This is a genomic window from Microbacterium sp. CIAB417, assembly GCF_022788845.1.
This window is the reverse complement of record NZ_JAHZUT010000003.1, coordinates 307,533-326,056: the sequence shown is the minus strand read 5'-3', so window position 1 is coordinate 326,056 and position 18,524 is coordinate 307,533. Positions and strand designations below refer to the sequence as shown.

Sequence of the window (18,524 nt, the reverse complement as noted above, 5' to 3'; positions counted from 1 at the left end):
CGTCGATGCCGGGGCCCTTGATCTGCGGGCACGAGCACCGGGGCTGTTCCTTCGAGCGGTAGCGCTTGCCCGCGCACAGGTAGTGGTGGTTGGGGCGGCTCTTCGTGGCCACCCCGTCGTAGTGCTTTCCGAAGTCGCACGGGCCGAAGAGCCGCCCGCTCAGCATCTGCCGCTGAGGCGCTGAGGGGGTCCACCCGGCGCGGCGGTTCACCGCCCGCTGTAGTGCCTGCCACTCCTGCCGAGTGAACACCGGGTCCCCGAGCGAGACCGTCACAGTGTCCCCGTACTTCGGGGAGCCGTCGCGGTTCATCTTCGTGACCTTGCGGTGCGGGCGGTAGTTGCCCGTGGTCGCCGCGCCCCAGGTGGTCTCGCCTGTCCACAGGGTCGGGTTAGTCGCCGTCTGCCGGACGGTCTGGTACTGCCACGTTGCGGCCTGGCGCGGGCGGAGCCCCATCAGGTTGAGCCGCTCGGCCACTTCGGCGGTGCTCAGGCGTTCCTTCACGAACAGCTGGTGCATCGCGCGGAGCACCTCGCGTTCGCGCTCGTCGGGCACGGGGCGGGCGTCCTTCTTGAGCCCTTCGAGCCGCCAGCCGAACGGCGGCTTGGACCCGGCCCATCCCCCGGCGCGGCCTTTGGCCCGCTGACCGGCGGCGGTGCGGGCGACGATGGTGTCGCGTTCGAACTCCGCGAACCCGGCGAGCATGGTTCGCATGGCGCGGCCAGCCGGGGTGCTCATGTCGATCTGCTCCTTGACGACCACGAGGTCCACGCCCATGTCCGAGAGTCGGTCGGTCTCGCGGATGGCGTCACCGGCTTTGCGGGCGAAGCGGTCGAGCTTGGCGACGACCACGGCATCCACCTTGCCGTCGCGGGCGTCCTGGAGCATCTGCCGCCAGGCGGGGCGGTTCGAGTCGGTACCCGACAGGCCCTCGTCCACGTACGCGCCGACGAGCTCCCAGCCGCGCGCCTTGATCGTGGCTTCGCAGATCTCGCGCTGCTCGGGTAGTGAGGTGTTGTCCACCTGCATGTCGGTCGAGACTCGGGCGTAGTAGGCGGCGCGGGTCTTGTTGATGCTCATGCGGTCCTCCCGTGGGCTCGGGCGTACGCCTCGCGGCGGGTCTGGTTGATACAGTCGCGGCACCACGCCTGGCGGGTCTCGGCTCCTCGCCTGCGGCGGGCGAACGCCGACAGCGGCAGGTCTCGGGTGCAGTGGGAACACGTCTTGGTGTGCTCGGCGGTCATGGTCATCACTTGACCTCCTCCATCGGGGTCGGGAGCCAGCGCGGGTGGATGCGTCGCCAGTGGTCCACTCCGGGGATGAGCCCGAGCGTCGAGCCGTCGTCCCAGGCGACGTGAACGGTCCCGGCGTCATCGACGGACTCGACCACGCCGGTCGCGTCGGGCTCCAGCCGGGTGTACGGGTCCGCCACGGACACGAGCGCGATGTGCGCGCCCGCATCCGTGGGGTTCAGGTTCTCGGGGAGGTTGGCCCAGTCCTCGTACTGCGCGGCCTGCCTGGCCAGGATGCGCTGGCCGATCTCGCCCGCGATCTCGGCGGATCGGGCCTGGTCGTCGTGGACGTTCACGCGGCCTTCGCCTCCTTCGCGGCGTCGGCCTTCGCCTTCGCGGCCTCGGTCTCCTTCGCGACCAGGCGGTCGGCGGCACGGAGGAACTTGGCGCGGAGCGGCTCGCTCGGAAGCTCCTTTGCCATGCCGTTGATGAGCGCCTTGGTGACGGGCTGGCCGTCCGCGTAGCTGTTGACGAGCCCCTGGAGCAGGTAGCTGACGTGGCGGGCGTCGTGGCCCGGGCGGTACATCGCCTTGGCGCGGACGGCCTCGTGGCAGGTGCCGCACGCGCAGGCGCGGGCTTCGGCGGTCTTGGTGGTGGCGGTGGCCTTGGTGTTCATGGGGTATCTCCTGGATTTGGCTTCTGACCGGGGCTTTCTTGCCCCACTTTCAATGAAAACATGCCCGTGTTTTCGGCACAATTGGCTGCTGATCGGGGCTATTTCCCGAGCCAGGCGCGGAGCTTGCTGCCCAGCCGCTCGGAGTGCGCCACCTCGCCCAGCGCGTCATCCAGCGACCGCCCGCCGCGAACCTCCTTGGTGAGCCGCGCGAGGTGCTGGCTGTCGTGGCCCGGGAGATAGTTGCCGCCCTTAGTCACCCCTGCGCACCCGCACCGGCATGCACGCGTCCCCGGATTCCAGCGACGTCCCGTGCGCGGCGGGCGCTGCCGCTCCGCGCGGCTGGTCCCCCGCTGCTGACGAGCGTTGCGGCACTCCAGACATTCCTTGCGGCCACGCGGCGAGGTGTAGATCGCATCAGGGCGTGTCACGTCGTGCAGGCCACGGATGCAGATGCCGGGTTTACGCTGCCTCAGCCTGCCGAGCTGATCCTTCACGGGGTCGCGCGTCACGCCTGCCCACGTCCCCGCTTCGGGCTGGGCCTCGTCGGCGTAGCGCTGGCAATGCGCAAACACCGGACACAGCAGGCAAAGGTCGGCGGCGAGCTCCTGGTCGGTCTCGTCGTCCGAAGTCCACGCCTCCGCGCCTGGGCCGAGGCAGGGCACCTCCTGACGCTTCTCGCGAGCGAGCAGCAGGTCGTGGCTCAGGTCCTCGAAGGCGTCGAGTGCTTCGAAGCTCTGAGTGTGCCGCGCGAGCACGTCCTCGATCAGCTTGTCGGTCTGCGCCGTGGTGAGCGTGGGCCGGGAGCAGGTCTCCCCCGCCTCCGGAGGTATCTCCGGCGAACTCGCGGTGTCAGTGAGGCCCGGGAGGAGGGTCACGGGTTGCGAGTTCGCCGGAGAAGCGTGGAGAGCGGAAGCCACCGCCGGGACGGACGTACCTGCTGTAAGCCTGTGAACACGTCTGCCCATCGCGTTACTCCGATCTTGCGCACCCGCGCCCGGCGAGAAAGTCCACCAGGCGCGGGGCAGCCAGAGAATCAGCCACGTCGACTCGATCCGAGGCTCATTCGTCGTCGTCAGCCGGGATGAACCGCCCGAGCTTGGCGATGGCGTACGACACCTGCTCGTCGTAGAGCCACTCCATGACGGCCAGCTTGTGGTCGTCGTTGAAGTAGAACAGGCCCTGGTCGTACTCGACGGGCCCGCCGAGACCGGCGATCCGTCCGAGGTCGTACATCACGCTCATCTGCGCGTAGTCGAGGGTGCAGTCGAGGCGGCTGCGCCGGAGTTCGACGAGCTGCCCGAGGCTGACGGGTCCGAGCACCAGGATCCAGACGGCCAGTTCGGGGGCCCGCTTGGCGTCGGCGGCCTCGCTATAGAGCGCATCGAGCCGCTTCGCGTCGGCTTCGGTCATGATGCGGACGGGGGCGTCGGTGGTGGTGGTGTGCATGTTGGTTGCCTCCTAAGGCGTTGGATTGGTGCCGGGGGCCGGGTCGCGCCGACCCCCGGCGGGATTGAGTCAGAGCGCGTACGAGATGGCGTCGAGCATCTCGGAGCCGACCCGTTCGAGCGCCGCGCGGTAGCCCTTGCGGAACTGCTTGGACTCCGAGCCGTCCAGCGGCCACGCATCGACGTTGATCGACTCCAAGATGTCTGCCGTGTAGGCGAGGACACCCGCGACGAGGTACGCGGCCTGGTCGGCGTGCTGGGCGGCGTCGAAGTCCGCGTCGTGGAACACGTACGACAGCGCGTCGGTGGTGTCTCGATGCGCGTAGAACCGGCGCGACACGTCGCGTGCGAGTTCGCGAAGGCGTTGCAGTTGCTCATCCTGCGAGGTGCCCATGATGCTAGGCGGGGTCACAGGCTGAACGATCTGCGTCGGGTTGAGAATGGTCATGATGTTGCCCTCCTTGGGCGATTGCGATTGGTGTCGTGTGGTCGGAAGCAGGGCCGCACGGTGGCGATCGCGCCCTACTGCGCACGGCGCTCATGACCCGGCTTCCAGCGAGGACGTGCGCCCCGGCTTGGGCTGGCCCTGTTCGAGAGCGGCCAGCAACTTCTCCTTGGCGGCGAGTTCACGCAGGCGCTTCTTCGCCGTCCGAAGCCGACGCACGGCCTCAGTGGCCGACGCCCCGGCGGACAGGAGCCCCGGCAAGCCAGCCGCCACGTCCGCCTCCCAGCGGCGGCGGTTCGCCGCCTGCACACCCCCGCTGATCCGGCCACGGACACCAGGCGCGGTCCCTCGCGCGGGCGCGCGCAAAGGGTCGATTACAACCAGGTCGTCGTGGTTCTGGTGTTGCTCCTCGCGCGCGTGCGGGCGCGAGGGCTCGATGACCTCCTCGGGCTCGGTCATGACTCGCCGCCCTTCCACGTGGGTCGGTCAGAGGGGGCCGGGTTCCACTGCCGCCTGGCGCGCATGAAGTGCGGCTTGCAGAGGCCGTGCAGGTGGGCGTCCCGTTCGCAGTCGGCCACCCAGCACTCATGTGCCGTGGTCGTGGTTCCCCACTCGGCCACCTCTTCGACATGCGGGGTGAGCCACTCCGGCAGTGTGCCGGGGATCTCCTTGCGATCGTTCATCGGTGCGCCTCCTTCGCGCGCGTGAGCCTCGGAAGGCAGGGAAGGTTGTTGTGTTTCTGGGCGGACCCGCCGCACCTCGCCGGACTCCTCACCCCTTTCAGGGGTGAGAGGAGGTTCCGGCGAATTGCGTCGGAGGGGGTCGTGAAGTTCGCCGGGCGAATTCGCCGGGCGAGGTATCCGGCGACGTCTTCTGCCGCGTCACGACGGGCCAGAAGTTCGCCGGGCGACTGGTGCCGGCTGACTTCGTGACAAGTTCGCCGAAGGTTCGCCGGACAGCACCCCCTCCGGCGAGGTGTCCGGCGAACTTCTGAGCGCTCATTCGTCGGCCTCCCCGAGGTTGAGAGCGGCACCCGCTCTGTACTTCGCGCCGTCGTGGTGGATGAGCCCATCGACCACGGCCTGCTCTGCCAGCGCGCGGGCCTTCTCGCGACCGAGTGCACGCTTGCCGTCGCGGGCGATGGGAGTCCTCCCGTCCTTGCGGATGCTCTTGAAGGCTTCTTCAAGCGCGTTCTTGGTCATCCCTCCGCTGTCCTCGACGAACGCGAGCACCCGCTTGGTGTCCATACCTTCGGTGAATCGTGCGCGGTCGGCCGCGACCTTCTCGTGGAGCGCCTCGGCCTCCTCGGCAGTCACATTGGACGGGGTGGACGGCTTGACCAGTTCGGTGAGCACCGAGCCCAGGAGGTTCCCGTGGCCGTGGCCCGTCATCGGAGTGACCTGGAGGTGTGCGACCACCTGCCCCTTGTAGTAGGTGCCGGGGCGGTCCTTCGCACATTTCAGCTCTGCGCGGCCTGACTTCGCCTCCGAGAACCCGTCACCATTCGGAACCTTCTGGATGTACTGGGCTCCGCTGATCGCGGCGCGCTTGCGCTGTGACCCGGCAGGCCAGAGCCCTCCATCCGGCGACTTGACGAGGTGGTCGAGCAGGACGACCGCCGGTCCGAGCTTCGCCACCGCACGGGCAACCCGCTGGAACCACTTGGCCACTTCCTCGTCGGCGTTCGGGTTGACGCCCTCGGCGGCGAGCGCCTCGCCGGTCGAGTCCACGACCACCACCACGGGTCCGACCTGTTCGACGTGGGCTAGTAGCTCCTCCAGCGCCGCGTTGCCGAGTCCCACGTCCGGGTTGCGGTACACGAACCGGTCGATGATCGACTGGGGCTCCACGCCGAGCTGGAGCAGTCGGGTGACGATACCGTCCTCGGAGTCCTCGTAGTCGATATAGAACGCGGCGTCGCCTGCGGCGAGCACCTGAGCGCATGTGTGGAGCGCGGTCCACGACTTGCCGTCGCCGGACGCTCCGGCCACGCCGTTGACCCGGCCTGCATAGAACAGCGCCTCGCCCGTGGTGGTCTGCCCGACCGTGGGGCGGAGCCGAACTCGCGTGCCACTGACGAGCCCGGACACCACGTCTGTGAGGTCGCGCGGTTCCCATGAGCTTGGGTCGCCGTTGAACTCATCGGGCTTCGACTGCTCCGCGTCCCAGACCGAGTTGAGCACTTTGTTCGTGTCTTCGTAATCCGGATCCACCCTCGCTGCGGCGGCACGCACGTGAAACTCGTACATCGCCCGGTCGCCTCGGTACTGGAGGGCGTAGTGTCCGGCGACCTTGGTCAGCCAGTCGTTGGTGCCACCCGCCCCACGCTCAGGAGGGCTCTGGAGCCGTTCTAGCGTTCGAGACCCACCGAACCACGCTCCACCATCCGGGAGGTCACGAGAGATGCCATCGAGACCCGCGCCGGGTGCCTTCCGCTCCCCCGGCACGGCCACGCCATACGCGGCGAAGATGGCGCGCACGTCGTCATCGGTGAGGACGTGCTCGGGCACCTCGGGGTTGGCGACCGTGTACGCGCCGCCCTCGGGGTGAATCGACGGCGGCAGGACGACATAAGAGCCTTCCCCGGCGCGAATGTCGATCCCGGGGCCGAGGACGTTCGCGCCGGGCTTGATCTGCCGTGCGAGGTCGCCACCAGGGCGGTAGACCAGGTGGACGTTGCCGTTCCCGCGTCCGGAGAGATGTGCGCGCGTCGCCGGGAACACGTCGAGGCGTTCGGCACCGTGCTGGATGTCGAAGTCGAAGATGACTCGATCCGTCGCCGCACCGCCGATGTTCGCGTTCGCGTGTCCGGCGAACAGGCGGGCGAGCTTGGCCGGGTCCCGGTCGGCGTCGTGGACTCCGTGGCCAAGCTTGCCGCATCGCCCGTCGCACTTCGGTCCGCTCTCGCGCTTGTGGGCGCTTGGGATCGCGGGCGTCTTGTCGTGGTGGCGGAGCGGGAACGTCGGCCATCCCTGCGTTGCCCAGTGGGTCGCCATTGCGAGCGCCGGGTTCGTGACTAGCTGTTCTGCATCGCTGATCGCGTAGTCGGGTGCCTTCACCATCAGGCCACCTCACGAATGCGAGCGTCAGCGTCGAACCATGCCAGGTGCCGGTCGATCCGCTCGAACGCGGCATCGAGCCCACACGTCGGCGGCTCAGGCTGACGCGGCTCCTGCGGAAGGTCAGACTCTGGGGCGAACAGCCAGGCCAGCAATCTGCGGGTGTCCTCTGGCGGGAGCGGTCGAGGATCCCAGTGTGTGGTGGTCGGGTGCGACATCCGTAACCTCCTGGGTTACGGGGCGATTGCATGACAAACGCCCGTGGTTCCGTTACTCACCGCATCTGTTGACACGCGGTAAGCAACCCGATCCACGGGCGTGGGTATCGGCTATCGGTGTTACCACCGACTCACTAGAGCATGGTGTCTTCTTGCCAGCCCAGCGAAACGAGCCCTGGAGCCCGTCAGCCTCTGTTCAGTTGATCTAGAAAAATCTCATCATGGCGAGTACTCAGCCCGCAATTCTCTTAGCTGTGAAGCCGCCCAATGACTCTGAGTCAAGGTGTCCCGCACATTCCGAGGGCGAGTTCAGCACGGTAAAATTGGTCCTGATCGGGTGGTTCCGTTCAGGTTGTTGTTGATCTCGGCTTGGGCCTCGCTTCGGCGGGGCCCTTGTCGTATCTACCGGCTGACTCGGCGGTCTACAGCAGGAACGCCCCCGCCTGCGGGAAGACGCCCGATCAGAGCCCATCGTCATCGGAGTAGCGCCAACTCGCATACGGAAGCGTCACGCCACTCCCCCGTCGCATGAAGGTGTCCTCGCCCAGCACCCAATGGTGCAGGTTATTGACGGAATCTGGGTAGATCTTCAAACCGGTACCTCCGATGTAGCTCCAGTAGTTGATGCACATCATTGGCTTGATCAGCGGTACCAGCGCGAGACCGTAACGGTTGCCCGCCACCGCCGCCGTCACGCTCCCCGCGATGAGATCGGCCAGCTGCAAGTGCGGGTGCAGGTGCGACGGCGCGGTGAGGATCTGGGTCACGATCGCGTTGGGTTTCACGTACTCGGTGCCCAGCCGCACCATGTCGGCGCGGCCAGTGAGCCAGTTAGCCTCGTCCCTGTGGTCGCCCCCGGGCTTGTCGAACACGATGATTCCGCGCTGATGGGCATTCTCCAACTGCGCAGAGATGCGCTCGAACAGGAACTTGATCACGCCGTCCTCGGGCCCATCGCCACCCGCAGTTGAGACTCCACCGCCCTCGTCCCAGACCACGACGATGACGCGCACGTCGTGTGCTTGTGCTAGTTGAAGCACACGCTCACGCATCGGCGTCTGTTTCGCCCTGTTCTCTTCCGACTCAGCCCACCAGTTCCGAGCCTGAGGGTTCGACCACTTCAGCTCCACGTCGTGTGGTACCTCGAACTCGTCGTAGAGCGCGCGGAAGGCTTGCGCGAACGGCTGGATCTGCTCCTCATCGAAGATCGCGGCCCCAAGCGCAACAAGCTGGCCCATGTCGCGGCGACGCCCGCGCTGCTTGGTGTCGTCTACGTACGCAACTCGCATCTTGCCCTCCGCCTCAAGGTTACGAACGGAGGGCGACAATCACCGTCGCCACGCACCCGCTCTGAGCGGGTTCTAAGCAGTCGCAGCAGCCACGAAGTCGACCAGCGGCTGGAGGTCGTGTTCCCAGAAGATGACGACGCCCTGGTCGCGCGCCGACGTGAGCGCCGAGAGGTCGAAGACACCCGCCACGACGACACCTGTGATGAGGCTGCTCCCGAACGTCTGACGCCAGTTCGTGGCCTTCCCGCCGACCTCGCGGTTGATGCGTTTCCAGCCGTTCTTAGGCCCGTTGCTGACCTTGCACTCAAGTGCGAATAGCCGGCCATCGCGGAGTCGCACCGGCACATCGCATTTTGAAGAGCTCACGACGCGCTCGCGAGAGTAGGTACCACGCGCCATGTCGTCAAGCAGTTGAACCTTCGACCGTGACGGGTCGAAGGTGAGACCAGCTGAAGCAAGCGCCTCCCCAGTCACGCGCTCTTGGCGGGTTGAAGAATCCAACCGGCGCTCAGTGCCAAGTCGCTCGCGAGCCCACAGCAGGGTGGTCGACTGCAACGCTCGCTCGCGCTCCTCCACGCTTGGGTCGCGCCGCTGCTCGATCCATGAGAACCGCACCGGATCAATCACGACGCGCACGGCGTCGGCGGTGTCGTCCGCCAGACGCGGCGGCACCTTCTTGAACTTTGACCCGCCAACCAGAGTCCAGAGATCCTCCTGACTGATCGGAGGACCACAAACATAGCGAGCGGGTTGCCATGCGAACGGGTCGTCGAGGAAAACTTGGCCAGTCACCTGTCGAAGGTTGTTCGTAGCGACGAACAGGTTCTCGACCTCGGGACGGAGCCGGTGGTACATCCGCTCGAAGGTAAGCGGGCCCTCCTCACGCCTGAGCTCTGTGAAGAGCTGCTCGGCGCGATCGCGCCCAGCTTTCAGTTCTGCGTCGGTCCATTGAGGCGGGTCGAGGAAGGGCACGTCCATAGCATTGCACCCGATCCGCGGAAACCTACGATGCGACGGCCTCCGACGCGCTGCTATGTCCTGCCCGGCGACGGAGGTGACCGTTCGTCTTGTGCTCAGCGATCGTGTAGCGAATCCGCTCTTCGAGTTCCGCCGGGAGCATGGGGGTGAGCTTGGTCTCTGCGAACTCACCCTTGCGGAGAGCGCCAAGAAGGCTCCGACCGACCGCCTCGGCAACGTCAGCTTGAACCGCGTTCCCGATCTGCAGAAACCTCTGCGAGACCGTCCCCGCGAACTGCCACTCGGCAGGGAAGCCCTGCAGGGCGGCGCACTCGCGCCAGGTTAGACGCCGAATGTCGGTGTCATCACCGACGCGCACCCAATCCGGGGTCGATGCCGCGCGAATGGTCCGCGACGGCAGATCGAGGTCTGCGCGGAACGCGTCCTGACGGTAGCCCCACTGCCCCGAGGGACGATTCGCCATCACCCGTCCGTTGGTCTTGATGCCCGTGCCCGGCGCGAGCGCACGGAGGGCCTCGGCACGGGCGCCTGTCGGACGAACGATATCGGCCGGATCGGGCGCGGGTAGAGAGGCCAGCAGTTCGCGCAGGCTCACCCACGGCGCGAGGCCGTCCTCGGGATGCCGGGAGTGCGTGGGGGCCGGGAAGAGCGGAAGCACATGCTCCGCCGCCGCGATGAGGATGACACGGACTCGACGCTGGGCAGCTCCGTAGTCAGCCGCGTTCAGCGTGGCGACACGGCTGGAGTAGCCGAGGTCATAGAGGTCATCCTGGATGCTCCGGAGGACTTCGCCGGGCGTGCCGGTCGCACCACGAGCCGTGAGAAGGCCACGGACGTTCTCGAAGATCACGAACTTGGGGTGAAGTTCCCCGATGAGGCGCAGGTAATGGGCGATCAGCTGACCCCTTGGGTCGCCGAGGCCCTTCTGAAGCCCCGCCGACGACCACGGCTGGCACGGTGGGCCACCGACCACGAGGTCCGGTCGCCACGTCGAGCGAACGCCCTTTGGCCGCAGATCAGCAGCGGTGAGGTCTTGGACGTCCGCCTCAATCAGGCGCGTGCGATGAAGGTGCGTCGCGGACCGTCCACGGACTGGAACCTGCGCCTCCTGCGTGGCGCGGAGAGTCGACATCGCGTAAGGAGCGAAATCCGTCGCGACCGACACGTTCCAACCCGCTCGTTCGAGCCCGACATCAAGCCCCCCAGCCCCACTGAACAGGCTCACAACGTTGGGTTTGGTCGCGGACAATCGACAGCCTCTTTCTATATAGCGGGAGTAGCTACCGGTGATTCAACCACGGGGGTACGACGTGGTGGCGTAGACCATGCCGCGCCAGCCTGATCGCGCAGCAGGCGGGCCGCCTACGGTGCAGATCGTCCAACCGTCCACTCAGACCAGGGCAGGCTTTGACACATCCTGAGCGCGCGCCTCCGAGGCGAAAAAGTACAGGAGCTGAGCCGGCTGGGTCTCTATGAACTCCTCGAAGAACGGTCCGTAGGGCCCCGCCAGTGCGTCAAGCAGTTCGACCGGTTGGTAGCGCGTGAGGCTTCCAAGCCAAAACAGCAATCCGTAAACGCTCATCCACTGCGGGACGCGAACCTCCGTGAGTGGCGATAGGCAGAGGTAGAACCGCCGGAATGGTGACGTGGCAGTGATGGTCTGCCAGATGTCGCGCCGAATGGTTCCAACGCTTTCCATCACGACATCGGAGGCGCGACCCGTGGCGTAGGGGGTCGCAGTTATCTGTTCAAACGCGTGGAGGTCGTTGGCAGCCGCGTAGGCGTCACTTACGGCGCGAAAGGTTGTGTCGATCCTCGCCTCGCGCAATGTCTCTGTGACACCTCGGCCATGCGACCGCAAGGTATCCCGCCGAAGGTAAAGCTTGAGCCAGATTTCGCGCGCCACGGGATCTTCCAGCCATTGGATCTGCTCCAGTGCGAAGAAGCGCTCCTTACGCATCGATCCGGTTGCGGCGCGCCACATGCGATGGCCCACGACCGACTGAGGCATGAGATCCGCGATCTTGATCTGTCCTGCCGGTGCGGTGCTTCCTTCGAGCGCCCAGTGGAGTTCATCGATCGCGCTCAAGTCCCCGGGGCCCGACCGTTGAACGGCGATCTCGGCTGACGTCGGCGAATAGCCGGAGGTGTGCACAGCCGCTACACCGTGCTTCACCTTGCCAACCATACCTGTGCGTCCGCGCGCGATTGACAGGGCCTTGCCGAGGTTCAGGAACGAGTAGTAGTACAGCAACGGTCGCGTTTCGAGAGCGCCCGCCCTCTCGGCGGCGATGAAGTATTCCTTCGCCTGCCGCACAAACGACAGGGCGCTCTTGGCTTCGTTGTCTGGGAGGGAACGAGTGATCGCTGCGTCACGAACCGCCCCGCTGATCACCGCCCACGGCTCCGCCGCGTAGAGCATGGAGTTAAGCCCCCAGCGCCTGCTCGTTCGAACCATCGGGAAGAACGAGAAGGGCAAGTCACGGCTCTTGATCTGGAGGAGCGTTCCGGCGCGTTCCGGAGGCAATGTCATGTCATCAGCATGGCGCAGACCGGTAGCTAAACCTCGAAAGCCAGCATCGGGACGTGCGTCCGAGCTGTAAACCCTCGGGTTCGTTCGCCTAAGCGCGGTCCCCGAGCTCGTGGATAAGAGCCTCCGCCGCCGCCACCCCAGGCGGGATCAACTGCACCGTTCCCGCTTCCTGGTCGTACTCGATCAGGCGTTCTTTGTGCATCGGCTTGAGCACCTTGTTCCGGTAGTCCGCCGCGCGCTTCTGTTCCAGCCAGGAAGCCAGGTCTGACTCTCGCGCCTCGGCTACACCCGACAGAAGCAACAGGGTGCCCTTGCGCAGGGTCAAGCCGGTCGCCAGCACGCGCCGCTTGTCGCCGCTTCGCCAGACGAGTGCGACTTCCCGCTCCACGAGAGCGTCGACTAGATCGGTGGCTTTGTCGGTCGTAAGTCCGTGGAGTAGTCGAACGAGTTCGGCCACCACCCACTTACTCATGTACACGACGGCGGTGGCGTCCATGTGGTTCGGGTCAACGTCACCGCCCGCGTGACCCACGCCACGGTTGTTCCGAATCTCGTAAAGCGCCACGATCATGCGCGGGATCTGGATCCGTGCCGCTCGCGGCCCCTGCTCCTTCTCCAGGTTTCGGCAGGCGCTCACCATGTCCTTAGGCTTGTGTGCGCGCTGCTCGTAGGTACCCGCGAAGTAGCCGGTCAAGATCGTGTACGCCGCCTCGCAGAGCTTGCCACCGTTCAGCTCGGACGGCTCCCATCGATGCTCGGCGTAGTTCTTGACGACCTGCTGGAAGGCGTCGAGCAGGTCCGCGACGAGCGTCGGTGGGAGCGCGTTGAACGCGTCCTTCGGATCAAGCGCCATTCGCGATCATCTGCTCGACGGCCTTCTTACCAGCGTCGGTGAGCCGGTAGGTCTTCCGCGCCTGCTGGCTCTTACCGGACTTCTTGAGCTGAAGGATGAGCGCAGGCTTCTTCGCGATGAGGTTCGACATCACCTTTGCCGTGCCAGTGACACCGTGACCGAGGTCTTTGAGGAGCTTGTTCAGCTCCAAGGAGCCGAACGAACCCTGTCCCTTGAGCACCTGGACCCAGTACGCGGCGACGAGCATGCCTTCAGGATGCGTGGATGCACCGGTAGCGTCGTAAAGCTCCGCGAAGTGCTCCCACTCCGGTGACTCTTCGTGGGCTTCTTCTTCGATCTCGTCATCGACGTCCTCGGCGCCCGGATTGTCTCCGCCCCCACCACCGCTCTGCTTGCGCGGCGCGGCTCCGAGGGAAATCCCGTAGCGCTCAGCCGCCCAGCGGATCACCCGCCCGCGCGCCTCTTCTTCGAGGCCTCCGAGCGCCTTCGACACTTTCCCCATCGCCTCGATTTCGAGGTCCATCTCGTCTTCCATCACTACCCCCAGTCATGTTCAAGGTGACATGAGTCTACTAGAAGCATCCAACACGGCGTCTACGGCGTTCAGAAGCACGACTTTCCGGCCTCCCGTGCCGTCTTCCTCGACCTCGTGAGGGTGCGCCGGTATTCGTGGGGGTCCCGGGGCTCTCAGGTCGCCGGACAGGGCTTCCGTGATCGCGTGCCACCCAGACACGACGAGGCCCCCGGTCGCCTGAGCGATACCGGGGGCCTGTCGCGATGTCGAGGACGCGGCGAGCGCGTTACCCCGGCGGGCCTATCACACGGCCTGCGGGCCGACCTTGAACGTCTGGTCGAGCTTCCGCACCGCCTCCGCCGTGTCCGCGTTCACGACCGGCTCGGTGTTCGACGCCATCAGGGCCTCGAACCCTTCGCGGTCCGCCTTGAACAGCGCCGTGAGCCCACCGCCGGTCTGCGCACCTTCGATGGTGTCCTTGATGACCTCGCGCCACGCAGACTGCTCCTCGAACTGCGCCTGAGCGTCGCGAGCGATGACCGCCTGCGGGTGGCCCGCCTCGACCAGCGCGTCGAAAACCCGCTCGTGGATTCCCGCCACGACCGCCGCCGGGTCGTCCGAGCGGAGCACCTCGGGCATCACCTCTGCATTGGCCGCGATGGCCGCGAGGCGCTCCGGGGTCGCCCCGCGCATGACCTCCGCCAGCGTTCGACCCGAAGCCAGGATGCGCTCGACGATGGCGAGTTCGCGCGCCTGCACCGCAATCTGGTCGGCGGTCGTCGGGACGAGCCCAGCGATGACCGACGCACGATTGACCTGAGGCGCCTCCGGCTCGGCGGGCATCGACTTGAGGAGTTCCGCGCGGGCCTCCATCACCCCGAGGTGCTTCCGCTTCGTGTTCGCGGTGTTCGTTCGTTCCGGGTCGTGGAACTTGACCGCCGTGGCCGTATCCGCGCGGAACTTGCTGACTGCGGCGACCAGCGCCGACTTGTTTACTGCCATTGTGTTTCTCGATTCCCTGGACGGAGCTCTCACCCCTGGGCGGGCCGGTCTGACGGTTGACAGACCGGGGTCTGTACCGTCTACGCGGCGCGCCGGAGCGCAACCTCGAACGGGAACTTGGGGAGGGTGACGACAGGGCTAGACGCAAGCCTGCCGAGCAGGGAGGAGCATGTAGATCTCTTTGCGGCCGGCCTTCTCGATGAGCACGCGCTTGGCGTCCTCACGCGCGTCGGTCGCCTGCGCCTGCAGGACCTGCGCGAGGGGCGCACCGCGATCGATGGCCGCGACGATCTGGTCGATACTGCGGGCCACGGCGGGAGTGTCGATCGCCCGCCCGACGGAGGCGAGCGCGTCACTCAGCGACGATCCCGTGCCGACGTCGAGCACCGCCCGACGCAGTTCCGCGACGATCTCACCGGAGCCGACGGATGAGACGCGCCGGATCGCATCGAACGCGCTCTCTCCGGCCGCGAGGCACAGGGCGAGGAACTCCAGGATGGTGGGCAGCTCCTCGGCGGCCCGCGCGGCGCGGGCTCGAACCGCCGCACCGAGGCGCAGGTCGTATCCGATCGCCCCGGCCGCGGCTCCCAGCAGCGGGAGGACGCCGACCGCGGGAGCGAAGGATCCTGCGACGACGAGGGCCACGACCATGACCGCGCCGGCAAAGAGTCCCACGACCGCCCAGGTGAGCTGGCGTGCCCGGAAGGCCGCCGCATCCATCCGCCATCCCGCTCGACGCAGTCGCACCTCGAGATCGGCCGCGCCGCCCACGCGCGCACCCAACCGGCGCAGAAGCTTCTCCCCCGCGTCACGCACGGGCGCGTGCAGCGGCGTCAGTCCGCGCGGGTCGGCGACGTCGCGCAGGTAGGGTGCGATCCGGCGCCCGAGCGAGACCGCGCGCCAGCGGGGCGTCGCCCAGAGGATCAGGGAGATCCCGGCACCCAGCGCTCCACCGAGAAGCACCGCGAGCGCCGCCTGCGTGACGCCGGCAGGGGTCATCCGAACCACCTCCGCGGCTCGGGCAGTCGACCGACCGCCAGCATCATCCGGAACGCGGCGACAGAGACGAGCGCGCCGACGACGATCAGCACCACGCCCTCGGGCCTCGAATAGGCGGCGGAGCCTTCCGGCCGGAGGGCCAACAGCACGAGGATCACCCACGGGGCGACCAGCCCCAGCACCGCGGCGCCCCGCACCCAGGACTGGCGCGCATCCACTTCGGCGCGCACCGCCGCATCGGCCCGTACGGCCCCGGACAGCGACCGCAGTACCGGAACCAGCTCGGTTCCGCCCACCTGTCGGGCCATCCGCAGCGTCTCCAGGATGCGGTCCGCCACCGGATCGGACAGCGCCACCTTCAACCGGTCGAGACTCGTCTCGAAGTGTCCGGATGCGGCGAGGTCGCGCGCGAAGCCGGCGAAGGCGGGTCGCAGGGGCATCGGTGCCGAACTCTGGAGCGACGCAAGCGCATCCGGCAGCGCGAAACCGGCCCGCACGGAGGCGATGAGAAGGTCGCAGACGTCGGGCCAGAGTCCCCGGCGGATCTTGAGGAGCCGACGCGCTCGGCCGCGGAGCCACAGCGCGGGTGCCGCCGCCCCCGCGAGCGCGGCGAGCAGGACGAACGCCGGCACCTGGGTGAGCAGCCAGGCGACCGCTGCTGCGAGAACCGCGCCGGCGGCAGAGGCGAGGATCAGCACGCTGAGGGGCATGTGCGCGAAACCCGCTTCCGCCAGGAGTACCGCGCCCCGAGATCTCCGCGGCGCGGGGCGGTGCGTCCTCGCGCTCGCGGGCCACAAGCGAGGCGCGAGCATCAGGAGGATTCCGGCGCCGAGGAGCGCACCGAGCAAGATCGTCATCGGACCGCCTCGTACACGGGGACGACCTCGACCACACCATCGATGACCTCGCCGGTCGTCTGCATCACCTCCACGACGTGTCGCGCGCCGCGGGCGTCCTGCGCGCAGTGCACGACGAGGTCGATGCTGGAAGCGATGGCCGGCACGACGAAGTCCCGATCGATGTTGCGTCCCGCCAGCAGCGGAAGTGACGCGAGCTTCACGAGTGCGTCGCGGGCGGAGTTCGCGTGGATGGTGGCGGCACCCGGCACGCCCGTGTTCAGCGCGAGCAGCAGATCGAGTGCCTCCGCGTCGCGCACCTCACCGATGATGAGGCGGTCGGGCCGCATCCGGAGCGCTTCCTTCACGAGCCGTCGCAGCGTGACCTCGCCCGTGCCCTCGAGACTCGGCTGGCGGCCCTGGAGCGCCACGATGTCGTGCGCGTCGACGGCGAGCTCGAACGTCTCCTCGACCGTGATGATGCGCTGGTGCGGAGCGCATTCGGCGATCAGCGCCGCGAGCATCGTCGTCTTGCCGGCGTGCGTCGCTCCCGAGACCAGGATGCTGTCGCCCTGGCGCATCGCCCGACTCAGCCGTTCGGCGACCTGGGGCGGCAGCGTGCCGGTGGCGACGAGTTGGGCGAGCCGGCGGTAGCGCGGCAGGAACTTGCGGATGTTGACGGCCCAGTGCTTGCGGGTGATCCCGCCGATCACGACGTGCAGCCGGCTGCCGTCGGGCAACGACGCGTCGACGAACGGCTGACTCAGATCGACACGCCGCCCGGTCGCATGCAGCATCCGCTCGACGAGCTCCCTCACCTGCGCCTCGGTGAGCACCACACCGGTCCGCTCGGAGCGGCCCTCGCGAGCCACGAACACCCGGTCAGGTGCATTGATCCAAACCTCTTCGACCTCAGGGTCGTCGAGCAGCGGCTGCAGGGGCCCGTAACCCGCGACGGTTGCGAGCACACCGCGCACGGATGCGTCCTCGTCGTCGAGCGTCGCCGCACCCCGCGCGAGCGCTGTGTCGTTGTGCCGACGCACCTCGGCGCGAGCCAGCCGCTCCCCTGCTTCCGGGTCCCGCGTCGGGTCGACGCCATCGGCCCGCAGACGCGCCCGCACCCGTTCGGCGAGCGTGGCCTCGGCGGGCATCGCATCACGGAGAGCGGACGACGGTGACATGCGCAGCATCCTGAACGGGACACGCTCCCGCGCGCTGGAGTTATCCACAGCCGCCGCACACGATCGCCTCGCGGACGACTGGAGCGTCGAGTCAGTCAGGCAGACTCAGCCCGTGCCGAGTCGCGACAGTCGCGAACTGCGCGCGAAGGCGAGGCCACCTCTCTTCCTCGCCGAACGTCGCCAACGCCTGCCGGTACTGTGCGGTGCGCTCAGCCTCGTTCGCGGTCACGCACCACCAGGCGAACAGGTCGACGTCGAGCCCGGCGCTCACAGCGAGCTTCGCCGCCGCAAGCGCGTCCGCGGAGCGGATGGCATCAAGGTGGTCTGAGAGGATCTCCATCGCCTCGCGCAGCCGCCCCACCAACTCATCCTGCGGCCACGCTTCGAGATCGATCCACTGCGACGGCCAGTCGACGACGTCCTCGAAACGCTGACGGTACTGCGCCGTGCCAGCCGCCATCGAGGCCGGTACCGACCGGCCGATCGCCTCATCGAACGCGGGCACGTACGCCGCCACCTCGATGTAGATGCGCAGATGATCCCTACCATTGCCATGGCTGCGTTGCAGGGCGATCTCGTGCGCCGCATCCGGCGTCTCACGCATCCAGGTGAGACGTCTCTTGCGATAGCCGCGCGGCTTGAGCACGGGTACGACCGCCTCGGCCACCAGCGCGACCAAACGAGCTTCCAGGTCCATGCCTTCGGTTCTCTTCCGGGTGTTGTCCTCGCCGCAGCGTACCGTCCGGGGCCGCAGTGTGCCGCGGCGCACGGCGAGGGCCGACGCGATATGCCCCGAAAGGCATACCGTGCCAGCCCCGGCCGTTTCAGCGGGCGATCAGACCGTTCGGCAACGCGGGAGGCGCAGGAACCACGCCATCCCTCCGGCCGCGATCAGCAGCGATCCGAGGAGCGCAACACCCAAGGGGCCCTGCGCGGTGACAGCGAGCTGGCCCGCCGGAACCACGGTGATCAGCTGGCGCGCGATCTCCGACCCGTCGGCGCCGAAGACCACGATCGTGTGGACGCCGGCAGGCAACCCGTCGGAACCGATCTGGATGCGGTCGATCGTCGTCTCACGGTGCGTGCCGTCACCGCCCGGGATCGCGAAGCGGTGGTACGCGATGTACCAGACGTCCGTGCCCGGAACGTTGATGATCGAGCTGTGCGCCGGGCCGAGGATGCCCTGCGTGGTGTCCTTCTGCAGCAGACGGCGACGTCGTGCTCGCCGGACACTCCTACGGCGGAGCGGTCATAACCGTCGCCGGT

At 67.4% G+C, this 18,524-nt stretch carries 20 protein-coding genes and 2 pseudogenes; all 22 read right to left on the bottom strand.

The genetic code is table 11. From position 1 onward, the window contains the following. Positions 1–211: 211 nt before the first annotated feature. A pseudogene (locus KYX17_RS13860) lies at positions 212–1,078 on the bottom strand (recombinase family protein); the annotation flags it as partial. 169 nt (positions 1,079–1,247) lie between these two features. Then, on the bottom strand, positions 1,248–1,586 hold the full coding sequence (locus KYX17_RS31815; RefSeq protein WP_243227569.1) for a DUF4314 domain-containing protein: 339 nt from the start codon (positions 1,584–1,586) through the stop codon (positions 1,248–1,250). Then, on the bottom strand, positions 1,583–1,906 hold the full coding sequence (locus KYX17_RS13850; RefSeq protein WP_243227568.1) for a hypothetical protein: 324 nt from the start codon (positions 1,904–1,906) through the stop codon (positions 1,583–1,585). The genes KYX17_RS31815 and KYX17_RS13850 overlap by 4 nt, the downstream gene beginning before the upstream one ends. Before the next feature lie 98 nt (positions 1,907–2,004). Then, positions 2,005–2,781 carry a WhiB family transcriptional regulator gene (locus KYX17_RS13845; RefSeq protein ID WP_243227567.1) on the bottom strand — a complete coding sequence of 259 codons (777 nt, stop codon included), beginning with the start codon at positions 2,779–2,781 and terminating at the stop codon, positions 2,005–2,007. A gap of 184 nt (positions 2,782–2,965) precedes the next feature. Next, positions 2,966–3,352 (bottom strand): hypothetical protein, encoded by a 387-nt coding sequence (locus KYX17_RS13840; protein ID WP_243227566.1) that lies wholly within the window; start codon positions 3,350–3,352, stop codon positions 2,966–2,968. A gap of 69 nt (positions 3,353–3,421) precedes the next feature. Continuing rightward, positions 3,422–3,799, bottom strand: coding sequence for a hypothetical protein (locus tag KYX17_RS13835; RefSeq protein ID WP_243227565.1), 378 nt, complete (start codon positions 3,797–3,799; stop codon positions 3,422–3,424). A gap of 90 nt (positions 3,800–3,889) precedes the next feature. After that, positions 3,890–4,255, bottom strand: a complete 366-nt coding sequence (locus KYX17_RS13830; protein ID WP_243227564.1) for a hypothetical protein — start codon at positions 4,253–4,255, stop codon at positions 3,890–3,892. Beyond that, positions 4,252–4,479: a hypothetical protein gene (locus KYX17_RS13825; RefSeq protein ID WP_243227563.1), complete on the bottom strand. Its 228-nt coding sequence runs from the start codon at positions 4,477–4,479 to the stop codon at positions 4,252–4,254. The genes KYX17_RS13830 and KYX17_RS13825 overlap by 4 nt, the downstream gene beginning before the upstream one ends. Before the next feature lie 315 nt (positions 4,480–4,794). Then, a complete protein-coding gene (locus KYX17_RS13820) occupies positions 4,795–6,858 on the bottom strand; it encodes a bifunctional DNA primase/polymerase (protein WP_243227562.1) in 2,064 nt (687 codons plus the stop codon). A gap of 676 nt (positions 6,859–7,534) precedes the next feature. Next, the gene (locus KYX17_RS13815; protein WP_243227561.1) at positions 7,535–8,362 is read right to left on the bottom strand and encodes a DUF3800 domain-containing protein; all 828 of its coding nucleotides are present in this window, start codon (positions 8,360–8,362) and stop codon (positions 7,535–7,537) included. A 72-nt stretch (positions 8,363–8,434) separates the two neighbouring features. Next, positions 8,435–9,334 (bottom strand): XamI family restriction endonuclease, encoded by a 900-nt coding sequence (locus KYX17_RS13810; RefSeq protein ID WP_243227560.1) that lies wholly within the window; start codon positions 9,332–9,334, stop codon positions 8,435–8,437. Positions 9,335–9,365: 31 nt separating this feature from the next. Continuing rightward, positions 9,366–10,565, bottom strand: a complete 1,200-nt coding sequence (locus KYX17_RS13805) for a DNA cytosine methyltransferase (RefSeq protein ID WP_243227559.1) — start codon at positions 10,563–10,565, stop codon at positions 9,366–9,368. A 165-nt stretch (positions 10,566–10,730) separates the two neighbouring features. Continuing rightward, entirely contained in the window at positions 10,731–11,873 is a 1,143-nt protein-coding gene (locus KYX17_RS13800; RefSeq protein ID WP_243227558.1) for a YaaC family protein, read from the bottom strand. An 88-nt stretch (positions 11,874–11,961) separates the two neighbouring features. Beyond that, a complete protein-coding gene (locus KYX17_RS13795; protein WP_243227557.1) occupies positions 11,962–12,726 on the bottom strand; it encodes a hypothetical protein in 765 nt (254 codons plus the stop codon). Next, positions 12,716–13,261, bottom strand: a complete 546-nt coding sequence (locus KYX17_RS13790) for a hypothetical protein (protein ID WP_243227556.1) — start codon at positions 13,259–13,261, stop codon at positions 12,716–12,718. Before KYX17_RS13790 ends, KYX17_RS13795 begins: the two co-directional genes overlap by 11 nt. 282 nt (positions 13,262–13,543) lie before the next feature. Continuing rightward, positions 13,544–14,242 carry a hypothetical protein gene (locus KYX17_RS13785; RefSeq protein WP_243227555.1) on the bottom strand — a complete coding sequence of 233 codons (699 nt, stop codon included), beginning with the start codon at positions 14,240–14,242 and terminating at the stop codon, positions 13,544–13,546. A 138-nt stretch (positions 14,243–14,380) separates the two neighbouring features. Continuing rightward, a complete protein-coding gene (locus KYX17_RS13780) occupies positions 14,381–15,241 on the bottom strand; it encodes a type II secretion system F family protein (protein ID WP_243227554.1) in 861 nt (286 codons plus the stop codon). Further along, entirely contained in the window at positions 15,238–16,098 is an 861-nt protein-coding gene (locus tag KYX17_RS13775) for a type II secretion system F family protein (protein ID WP_243227553.1), read from the bottom strand. The genes KYX17_RS13780 and KYX17_RS13775 overlap by 4 nt, the downstream gene beginning before the upstream one ends. Continuing rightward, positions 16,095–17,258, bottom strand: coding sequence for a CpaF family protein (locus KYX17_RS13770; RefSeq protein WP_243227552.1), 1,164 nt, complete (start codon positions 17,256–17,258; stop codon positions 16,095–16,097). Before KYX17_RS13770 ends, KYX17_RS13775 begins: the two co-directional genes overlap by 4 nt. A 91-nt stretch (positions 17,259–17,349) precedes the next feature. Beyond that, positions 17,350–18,027, bottom strand: a complete 678-nt coding sequence (locus tag KYX17_RS13765) for a DUF4304 domain-containing protein (RefSeq protein ID WP_243227551.1) — start codon at positions 18,025–18,027, stop codon at positions 17,350–17,352. A 66-nt stretch (positions 18,028–18,093) separates the two neighbouring features. Further along, positions 18,094–18,294 (bottom strand): hypothetical protein, encoded by a 201-nt coding sequence (locus tag KYX17_RS13760; RefSeq protein ID WP_243227550.1) that lies wholly within the window; start codon positions 18,292–18,294, stop codon positions 18,094–18,096. A 6-nt stretch (positions 18,295–18,300) separates the two neighbouring features. Continuing rightward, a pseudogene (locus tag KYX17_RS32445) lies at positions 18,301–18,462 on the bottom strand (family 43 glycosylhydrolase); the annotation flags it as partial. Between the last annotated feature and the right edge of the window lie 62 nt (positions 18,463–18,524).